This is a genomic window from Pseudoalteromonas sp. ESRF-bin5 (assembly GCF_002632075.1).
Lineage (GTDB): Bacteria > Pseudomonadota > Gammaproteobacteria > Enterobacterales > Alteromonadaceae > Pseudoalteromonas > Pseudoalteromonas marina.
In genome coordinates, this window is record NZ_NTLW01000273.1 from 1 (window position 1) to 9,695 (window position 9,695).

Annotated in this window: 10 protein-coding genes; all 10 read left to right on the top strand. The window is 41.3% G+C overall.

Features of this window, described 5'->3' with window-relative positions; all coding sequences use genetic code 11:
- On the top strand, nt 1-1,459 hold a 1,459-nt coding region (gene flhF, locus BCG07_RS16820), incomplete at its 5' end, for a flagellar biosynthesis GTPase FlhF (protein ID WP_286891207.1).
- The gene (locus tag BCG07_RS16825; protein WP_006792753.1) at nt 1,452-2,312 is read left to right on the top strand and encodes a MinD/ParA family ATP-binding protein; all 861 of its coding nucleotides are present in this window, start codon (nt 1,452-1,454) and stop codon (nt 2,310-2,312) included. The genes flhF and BCG07_RS16825, both read left to right, overlap by 8 nt.
- 26 nt (nt 2,313-2,338) lie before the next feature.
- Entirely contained in the window at nt 2,339-3,049 is a 711-nt protein-coding gene (locus tag BCG07_RS16830) for an RNA polymerase sigma factor FliA (RefSeq protein ID WP_008132612.1), read from the top strand.
- A 39-nt stretch (nt 3,050-3,088) separates the two neighbouring features.
- Nucleotides 3,089-3,472, top strand: a complete 384-nt coding sequence (gene cheY, locus BCG07_RS16835) for a chemotaxis response regulator CheY (RefSeq protein ID WP_008132609.1) — start codon at nt 3,089-3,091, stop codon at nt 3,470-3,472.
- A gap of 18 nt (nt 3,473-3,490) precedes the next feature.
- On the top strand, nt 3,491-4,258 hold the full coding sequence (locus tag BCG07_RS16840; protein ID WP_006792756.1) for a protein phosphatase CheZ: 768 nt from the start codon (nt 3,491-3,493) through the stop codon (nt 4,256-4,258).
- Between the two features lie 15 nt (nt 4,259-4,273).
- Nucleotides 4,274-6,517 carry a chemotaxis protein CheA gene (locus tag BCG07_RS16845; RefSeq protein WP_243532969.1) on the top strand — a complete coding sequence of 748 codons (2,244 nt, stop codon included), beginning with the start codon at nt 4,274-4,276 and terminating at the stop codon, nt 6,515-6,517.
- Between the two features lie 59 nt (nt 6,518-6,576).
- Nucleotides 6,577-7,731, top strand: a complete 1,155-nt coding sequence (locus tag BCG07_RS16850; protein ID WP_286891209.1) for a protein-glutamate methylesterase/protein-glutamine glutaminase — start codon at nt 6,577-6,579, stop codon at nt 7,729-7,731.
- On the top strand, nt 7,724-8,488 hold the full coding sequence (locus tag BCG07_RS16855; RefSeq protein ID WP_006792759.1) for a flagellar motor protein: 765 nt from the start codon (nt 7,724-7,726) through the stop codon (nt 8,486-8,488). Before BCG07_RS16850 ends, BCG07_RS16855 begins: the two co-directional genes overlap by 8 nt.
- Before the next feature lie 2 nt (nt 8,489-8,490).
- Complete coding sequence (locus BCG07_RS16860; RefSeq protein WP_286891210.1) at nt 8,491-9,450, top strand: flagellar motor protein MotB; 960 nt, start codon at nt 8,491-8,493, stop codon at nt 9,448-9,450.
- 12 nt (nt 9,451-9,462) lie between these two features.
- Nucleotides 9,463-9,695: ParA family protein (locus BCG07_RS16865; protein WP_286891211.1), on the top strand; the 233-nt coding region annotated here is incomplete at its 3' end.

Below are 9,695 nucleotides of genomic sequence, written 5' to 3' on the forward strand. Positions count from 1 at the left end.
TTTTGCTAAAGATATGCGCACAGTACTTAAAGAAGTTAAAGACGAATTAGGTGTTGATGCGGTTATTATGTCAAATAAAAAACTAGCTAACGGTGTAGAAATTGTAGCAGCAGTAGATTATGACAAAGCAGCCCCTAAAAAAGAGCAAGCACTTAGCGCTCCAGGACAAAGCTCAACAAAAACACAGCCAGTGCATAATTTTGTAAAACCAGAGCCTCTTCGCGCTAAACCAGAGCCACAAGCGAAAGTAGCCGATAGTCTTCAGGCATTATTAGAGCGTCAAGCCCCACGCCCTCGTTCTGCAGAATTGGCTTCTATGTTTTCTCAATCAGGTATTGATACTACAGACAACTACCAAGAGCCAGTTCAAGAGCAGCGTCCTCGTCCTATGTTCACTAATGAACGTCAAGCTTCAGCGCGTCCGCAAACACAAGCAGACAGCCTTGGATTTGATGATTTAGAAAGTGGTTTTGATGATCTTGACAGTCCAGTGACACCTCGCCAAGAAACTAAGCATACTGAAAGTGAGCAAATTTCGTCAATGCGTGACGAAATGAATGCCATTCGTCAATTGTTAGAACATCAAGTGTCAGGGCTTATGCAACAAGACATGGCAAGACGCGATCCTACTCGTGCATGCATGATTGATCGTTTAGTCGGTATGGGAATAGATAAAGATGTTGCTGAGCAAATGGCGTGCTTTGTTCCTGACGATGTATCTCGCCAGCAAGGTTGGAAAGCACTTTTAACAATGGTTGAAGATCAGATGCAGACAACCAACAACGAGATTTTACGTCAAGGCGGTGTATACGCCTTAGTCGGCCCAACGGGTGTTGGCAAAACAACAACCGTTGCTAAATTAGCTGCACTTGGCGCACAAAAATATGGTGCAGACAAAGTCGCTTTAATCACAACAGACACATACAGAATTGGTGCTTATGAGCAACTCGCCACTTATGGCCGAATTATAGGTTGTGGTGTTAAGCAAGTTAAAGATGCTAATGAATTAGCTGAAGTTTTATATCATTTACGAAATAAACGACTAGTATTAATTGATACTGCGGGTATGAGCCAGCGCGACTTGCGCTTAACTGAGCAACTTAATACGCTAATGCGTAATCAGCGTGTTGATATTCGCAGTTATTTAGTGCTCAGCGCAACATCGCAAATACATGTGTTGCAAGAAACCGTTAGGCACTTTAAAAAAGTGCAGTTAAGTGGTTGTATATTCACCAAATTAGACGAATCTTTAAGTTTAGGTGAGATTATTAGTATAGCGATTCAAAATCGCCTTCCAATAGGGTATCTTACTAACGGTCAACGAGTACCAGAAGATATTCGAGTTGCAAATGCTGAAAAACTAGTTAAAAAGGCTGAGCAACTCTATTTAAAAAGAGCAAAAGCACAACATTCAAGGCACCAAGCAGTGGCGCCAAGCACAGTAGGGATGTATGATTAACACAGTATTAGATCAAGCAAGTGGCCTGCGCAAAATGAGTCAAAACAATAACAACGGCGTAAAAGTTATCGCTGTCACTGGCGGTAAAGGTGGAGTAGGAAAAACAAATGTTTCTCTGAATACTGCAATTGCATTAGGCCAGCAAGGTAACAGAGTGTTGGTTCTTGATGCCGATTTAGGCTTAGCAAACTGTGACGTTATGCTAGGACTACGTGTTGAACGTAACTTATCACATGTTTTATCTGGTGAATGTGAACTTGATGAAATTTTAGTTGAAGGCCCCGCAGGTATAAAGATTGTACCCGCAACGTCAGGCTCTCAAAGTATGGTTGAATTGTCGCCTTCAGAGCACGCGGGACTTATACGGGCTTTTAGTGAATTAAATACAGAATTTGATATTTTAATTGTCGATACAGCCGCAGGTATTTCAGACATGGTGCTGAGTTTTTCTCGCGCGGCACAAGACGTCATGGTTGTTGTATGCGACGAGCCCACATCGATTACAGATGCTTACGCGCTCATTAAAGTGTTGAGTCGCGAGCATGGTGTATACAAATTTAAAATTGTTGCAAATATGGTCCGTAGTATGCGTGAAGGGCAAGAGTTATTTGCTAAACTTTCCAAAGTGACCGATCGTTTTTTAGATGTATCAATGGACCTGGTCGCAACGGTTCCCTACGACGAAAATATGCGCAAAGCAACGCGTCGCCAAAAAGTTATTGTAGAGCTTTTTCCTAATTCGCCGGCGGCACTTGCGTTTCAAGCGTTAGCAACAAAAGCAGTTAAATGGCCAATACCTAATCAACCATCAGGTCATCTGGAGTTTTTCATAGAGAAACTAGTAAACGGCTAATTATGACAACATTGGTGAATAAAGTTATGGGATATCAATCAGCACAAAATTTAAATGTGATTGTTGAAAAACATGCATCACTTGTCAAAAAAGTGGCATGTCATCTTATAGCGCGTTTACCAGCCAGCGTGCAGCTGGACGATTTAATACAATCAGGAATGATAGGTCTGATTGAAGCATCTAAAAGTTTTGATGCAACCAAAGGGGCTAGCTTTGAAACTTTTGCGGGGATTCGTATTCGTGGGGCAATGCTTGACGAGATGCGACGTGGCGATTGGGCACCCCGTTCAGTACATCGTAAAAGCCGTTTGGTGGCCGAAACAATTGCTTTTTTAGAAAAAAGCTTAAACCGTGAGCCAACAGATATAGAAGTTGCTGAAAAACTTGAAATTTCGTTAAATGAGTACCATCATATCTTAAACGATGTAAATGCAAGTAAAGTACTCGGTATTGAAGACCTTGGTGTTGATGAAGATGCCATCAGTCCAGTGGGCCAAGATTTAGCGCTAGACAAACCGTTTAATAATGTTAAAAATGAGCGGTTTAACGAGTCTCTATTAGGTGCAATAAAATCTTTACCAGAACGTGATGCAATGGTGCTGTCTTTGTACTATAACGATGAAATGAATTTAAAAGAAATAGGGCATATACTCGATGTAAGTGAATCGCGTGTAAGTCAAATACATGGTCAGGCGATGATTAAGCTTAAAGCTAAAATCAATGACTGGATAAATTAGTAGTAAGTAAACAAGGTTAAGACCTCACTGGGGGATGTTTTGGATAAAAACATGAAAATTCTGGTTGTTGATGATTTTTCAACAATGAGACGTATTATTAAAAATCTGTTGCGTGACTTAGGTTTCACTAATGTTCAAGAAGCAGACGATGGGTCAACCGCTTTGCCAATGCTACAAAATCAAGTATTTGATTTTGTTGTTACCGATTGGAATATGCCAGGAATGCAGGGTATAGACCTACTAAGAGCAATACGTGCGGATGATAAGCTTAAACACATTCCAGTATTGATGGTAACGGCTGAAGCTAAAAAAGAACAAATTATAGCGGCAGCACAGGCAGGTGTTAATGGTTATATCGTTAAGCCATTTACTGCTGGAACACTCAAAACTAAATTAGAAAAAGTATTTGAACGTTTAGGCTAATGATAGGGGGAGAGGCTTATGTCAGCACTTGCTGCGCCTCAAATAACTTTAGAACAAGCTCGTCAGCTCGTTGTTTTTCTAGAAAACGGTGAGCAAGACAAAGCCAATCAGTTAATTTTAGATACCGCTTCTAAGGAGCAATCTGAAATATTTGCTGAGGTTGGAAAGTTAACCCGTCAATTGCATGAAGCTTTAAAAAGCTTTGAGCTAGACACTCGCTTATCTGACTTAACTACCGATGCTATTCCAGATGCAAAAAAACGGCTCAATTATGTTATAGAAATGACAGAAAATGCCGCGAATAAAACAATGGATGCAGTTGAGGCTAGCCTACCAATTGCTCAACAGTTGGCAGATGAAATATCTCATATCAAACCGACATGGGATCGCCTAATGAATCGAGAGATTGAGTTAGGGGAGTTTAAATCGTTATGCCACAGCATTGATAAGTTTATGAACAATTCTCATCATAAAACCGATGAGCTGCAAAGTTTGATGACTAATGTACTTATGGCACAAGACTATCAAGATTTAACCGGCCAAGTTATTCGCCGAGTTATTGAGCTTGTTAGAGAAGTTGAAGAAAGCTTAATTCATCTTTTGACAGCCTTCGCTGATCAAAGCGAAAGCAAAGCCGAAAAAATAGAACAACAAAAAACAAATGAACCATTAGACGAACAAACTTTAGCAGGTCCAGAAGGCCCTATTATTGATAAAGAATCACGTAATGATGTTGTATCTGATCAAGATGAAGTCGATGATCTTTTATCAAGTTTGGGCTTCTAAGAGGAGAGTAACTGCATGTTTGAAGTCGATGAAGATATTTTACAAGACTTTCTTGTAGAGGCAGGAGAAATCCTAGAGCTTTTATCTGAACAGTTAGTTGAGCTGGAAAACAATCCAGAGGACACCGAATTACTCAATGCCATATTTAGAGGGTTTCACACTGTAAAAGGTGGTGCTGGGTTTTTAGCTATGACCGAGCTCGTTGACGCATGTCATGGCGCAGAGAATGTGTTCGACCTGCTTAGGCAAGGCGTACGAACGGTTAATTCGGAGTTGATGGACGTAATTTTACAAGCTCTCGATACGATTAACGAGATGTTTGCTACCATTCAAAATCGTGACAAACCAGAACCCGCTGATCCCGAACTTCTTGAAACCCTTCATAAACTAGGTTTACCTCCAACAGAAGAAGAGCTTGCTGGTGACTCACCAGTTGATTCAACTGAAGAACCTCAAGCCGAGGTTATTGATGCCCCAGTTGCCGAGGAAGCCTCAGGAACTGATGAAGAAGATCCGTTTGCATTTGACGAGCTATTTAGCGGTGGAACAGTTGAACAAAGCGATGATGAAACTCAGATTGACGAAATAACAGAAGATGAATTTGAAAACTTACTAGACGAATTACATGGAAAAGGTCAAAGCCCTGTAGCTGAAAGCGCGTCCAGTAGTAGTGATGTCAGTGGAGACATTACAGATGATGAGTTTGACAACTTACTTGATGAACTTCATGGCGTTGGAAGCTTTGGTGCTGTTGCGGCCAGTGAGCCTGTAAAAGAGCAAACAGCAAGTAATAATTCTGCAGAAAGCTCTGCAACGCCTTCAACACGTTCACCTGCAAGTGATTCTAGCGATGATGAAATTAGCGATGATGAGTTTGAAGCATTGCTTGACGAACTTCATGGATCAGGTGCCCCTAAATCAATAGAGAGCCCTGCAGCTTCAGAGCCGAAGCCCGCTGCTAAACCTGTGGCTAAGGTAAGTGAGCCTGTCAAAAAGCCTGAACCTGTAAAAGCCGCTGCGCCAAAACCAGTGCAAAAGCCTGCAGAAAAAGCAGCTCCAGCGCCTGCAGCTGTGAAAAAGCCAGCTCCTCCGCAAGCAGAAACAACAGTCCGAGTTGACACAAAACGCCTAGACCAAATAATGAATATGGTGGGTGAGCTTGTACTTGTTCGTAACAGATTGGTAAGTTTAGCCACTAACTCAGAAAGTGAAGCAATGGGCAAAGCCATTTCTAACTTAGATGTTGTGACGGCTGATATCCAAGGCGCAGTAATGCAAACGCGAATGCAGCCAATTAAAAAGGTATTTGGCCGCTTCCCTCGCGTTGTTCGTGACTTAGCACGAAGCTTAAATAAAGATATTAGTTTACAGCTTGTTGGTGAAGAAACTGATTTAGATAAAAACTTGGTTGAGGCACTTGCAGACCCGCTTGTTCACTTAGTTAGAAACTCAGTTGACCACGGAATAGAGATGCCAGCAGCTCGTGAAGCAGCAGGCAAACCTCGGACGGGTAATGTTACACTTTCAGCGTCTCAAGAGGGAGACCATATTTTGCTTACCATCAAAGATGATGGTGCGGGTATGGATGCTGAAAAGCTCAAAAAAATAGCAATCAGTAAAGGCGTTTTAGATCACGACCAGGCGAGCCGTTTATCGGATACCGAGGCGTACAATTTAATCTTTGCACCAGGATTTTCTACCAAAGAAGAGATCTCTGACATCTCAGGGCGTGGTGTGGGAATGGATGTTGTAAAAACTAAAATCACTCAACTTAATGGCTCAGTGAGTATTCAGTCAGAGCTAGGTGTTGGTACAATTTTAGAAATAAAAGTACCGTTAACACTTGCGATATTACCAACCTTGATGGTTGTAGTTGGCGAACAAACATTTGCATTACCATTAGCTGGTGTAAGTGAAATATTCCATTTAGATCTAACCAAAACAAATGTAGTTGATGGTCAACTAACTATTATTGTACGTAAGAAAGCGATACCGCTATTTTATCTTGAGCATTGGTTAGTTAAAGGAGCAGATCGCACTCAGCGCAAAGCGCAAGGTCATGTTGTTATTGTTCAAATAGGTACTCAGCAGGTTGGTTTTGTAGTTGATTCTTTAATAGGTCAAGAAGAAGTTGTAATTAAACCTCTTGATGCTCTTTTGCAGGGTACCCCAGGTATGGCAGGCGCAACTATTACATCAGATGGTGGAATTGCACTAATTTTAGATGTTCCAAATATGTTAAAACACTACGCTGGCTAAATCATAAAGTAGGTACACATAAGATGTGTGCCTACGTATAAATTTAATAAGAGAGCTAAATGGCCGTAAAAGTTTTAGTTGTTGATGATTCAAGCTTTTTTCGTCGTAGAGTAAGCGAAATCCTTGAACAAGACAGCGATATACAAGTTATAGGTTTTGCCATTAATGGCAGAGAGGCTGTAGAAAAAACGGCTCAGCTTCGTCCTGATATGATCACGATGGATGTAGAAATGCCTGTGCTTGATGGTATCAGTGCTGTTAAAGAGATAATGGCAAATAACCCCACGCCAATATTAATGTTTTCCTCTTTAACCCGTGCTGGCGCAACAGCAACACTTGATGCGCTTGATGCTGGAGCGATGGATTTTTTACCTAAAAAGTTTGAAGATATTGCACGTAATAATGAAGATGCGATAAAGCTCCTTCAAGCTAAAGTCAAAGAAATTGGTAATAAGCGTATTCCTAGAGCCTTTAAGCCAATAACACACCAGAAACCAGCGGCACGCTCTGTGCCTGATAAAATCAGTAATACTGCGTCTTCAATCAGGCAACCAGATAGAAGTTTTCAGCGTTCAACAACCGCATCGACATTAACAAAAACACAAAACAACGTACCAACTCGTGCAAGTGGCAAGCAATACAAGCTTGTGGCTATCGGTACATCTACTGGTGGTCCTGTTGCTTTACAAAATGTGCTTACGCAATTACCCGCTAATTTTCCGCATCCTATTTTACTTATCCAGCATATGCCTGCTGCTTTTACACCGGCATTTGCAGCTCGTTTAAATGGGTTGTGTAAAATAAAAGTAAAAGAAGCACAGCAAGGTGATCGTCTTGACCCTGGAACTGCCTATTTGGCTCCTGGCGGGCAACAAATGATGGTTGAAGGTCGAGGTGGTTCTAAAACATTGCGCGTTTTTGAAGACAGTAGCGAGCGAATCACTTATAAGCCCAGTGTTGACGTTACATTTGCAAGTATTGCAAAAGCTTATCAGGGAGATGTTTTAGCTATTATTTTAACCGGCATGGGGGCTGATGGTAGAGATGGCGCAAGAATGTTAAAACAAACTGGCGCCACTATTTGGGCACAAGATGAAAAAAGCTGTGTTGTTTATGGTATGCCACAAGCTGTTGCTAATGCGGGGCTTTCAAGTGAGAGTTTAGCGCTTGACGATATTGCAACGCGGATAAAAAGCGAAACCGGTTGTGGATAAGCTTTCTGTACTTGGTTTAATTGTTGCACTAAGTGCTATAGCAATTGGCTATCATCTAGAAGGTGGTGTGATTGCCGCCCTTTTTAATGGTCCTGCGCTCATTATAGTACTAGGTGGGACAGTAGGCGCTGTAATGCTACAAACGTCTACTAGTACCTTTAAAAAAATGCTTAGAATGAGTCACTGGGTATTTGTGACTCCCAGTTACAATATTGATGATGCAATTGAGCAAGTTAAACGTTGGTCTCATAAAGCGAGACAAGAAGGATATTTGGCATTAGAGGATGAGGCCCTAACTCACTCAGATGTATATGCAGCAAAAGGGCTGAGTTTACTTGTTGATGGCGGTTCAGAGCAGAGGCTACGTGATACGCTTGAAATAGATTTAATGTTGGAGCGTGAGCGTTTGCTTGAAGCTGCACGTGTATACGAAGCAATGGGCGGTTATAGCCCTACCATCGGTATTTTAGGAGCTGTTCTTGGACTTATTCAGGCTATGTCTTTTATTACCGATCCACAATTGCTTGGCGCTGGAGTTGCAACAGCCTTTATTGCAACGATTTATGGGGTGGGGTTAGCTAATTTATTATTTTTGCCAATGGCACATAAGCTCAAGCAACGTGTAGAAGAAAAGATGCTTTACCACGAAATGCTTGCAGAAGGGATAATTGCAATCAGCGATGGCCAAAGCCCAATGAACATTGAGCTAAAGTTAGAAGCTTATCGTGTTGAACGGCCAAGCCTAGTGGACGCATAAAAATGATGCGTCGACGATTTGGTCGCTCGGCCCATAAAAACCAGCATACAGAGCGCTGGTTAGTATCTTATGCGGATTATATGACCATTATGTTTGCCTTCTTTGTTGTAATGTATGCGATTGCGATTAACAAAGAAGAAAACTTCCAAATTTTATCCGATTCCCTAGAGCAAGTATTCGACAAGTCGGCTCGTGTTTATTCTCAGCAAGGTACGGGTGTAGATGGTACTGGAATACTTACTGATAGAGTTACTCCTGAAAATGAATTACTGTATGGCGAAAGTATCAACAAGGAAGAGCAAGGCCCAGAGTTGTTAGACGGCCAAAGTGAGACAAGTAATATACAGCAAAAATATTTAGGAAAACCACTTGATAGCTTATTAACAAAACTTCAGTCAGCGCTTATTGATGAAATACGTGATGGTGAAGCCAATCTAGAATTGCATCAAGATTGGCTCATAATAGAACTGAGTTCAGGTATGTTATTTTCAAGTGGTAGCGCAGTTGCTCATTCTAGAGCAAAACAAGTTGTTAAAATTGTAAAAGATATTATCGCGCCAGTGGATAACTATATACGTGTGCGTGGATATACAGATGATGAAACAATTAAAAATGAAATATTTCGCTCTAACTGGGAGCTTTCTGTCGCTCGCGCAACTTCAATACTTGTTGAGCTTGAAGCACTTGGCATAAATTCGGCCCGAATGGCGATTGAAGGGTATGGACAGTATTCACCCTTTGCACCTAACGACACAGATGAGGGCCGAGCTGAAAATAGAAAAGTAGTAATAGCGTTATCTAAATATGGGTTGCCAGAAGAGAAAAATAATTCAGCAGAAGAGCCAATAGTTGAGGCAGTAGCGCCTGAGCCAGAAGTAGAATTACCGTCAGACGATGACACAATAAAAATTATTCGTTTACCACATGGTGGAATTCGTATTACAACTCGCAATGAACAGTAACTAGGATATGATGTGAAGATTTGGACTGTAGCCAACCAAAAAGGTGGCGTTGGTAAAACAACGACTGCGGTCAGTCTTGCTGGTACTTTAGCACTGCAGGGTAAACGTGTATTACTAATAGATACCGATCCTCATGCGTCTTTAACGTATTACTTTGGTATTGATTCTGAAGATTTAGAAGTCAGCGTTTACGATATTTTCGCTCGTGGAACTAGTATGCAAAGTGAGGAAATACTTCAAGCATT

Coding starts and splice junctions, on each gene's coding strand:
- BCG07_RS16825 (WP_006792753.1), top strand. CDS start 1,452: ATGATTAACACAGTATTAGATCAAGCAAGTGGCCTGCGCAAAATGAGT.
- BCG07_RS16860 (WP_286891210.1), top strand. CDS start 8,491: ATGATGCGTCGACGATTTGGTCGCTCGGCCCATAAAAACCAGCATACA.
- BCG07_RS16850 (WP_286891209.1), top strand. CDS start 6,577: ATGGCCGTAAAAGTTTTAGTTGTTGATGATTCAAGCTTTTTTCGTCGT.
- BCG07_RS16845 (WP_243532969.1), top strand. CDS start 4,274: ATGTTTGAAGTCGATGAAGATATTTTACAAGACTTTCTTGTAGAGGCA.
- BCG07_RS16830 (WP_008132612.1), top strand. CDS start 2,339: ATGGGATATCAATCAGCACAAAATTTAAATGTGATTGTTGAAAAACAT.
- BCG07_RS16840 (WP_006792756.1), top strand. CDS start 3,491: ATGTCAGCACTTGCTGCGCCTCAAATAACTTTAGAACAAGCTCGTCAG.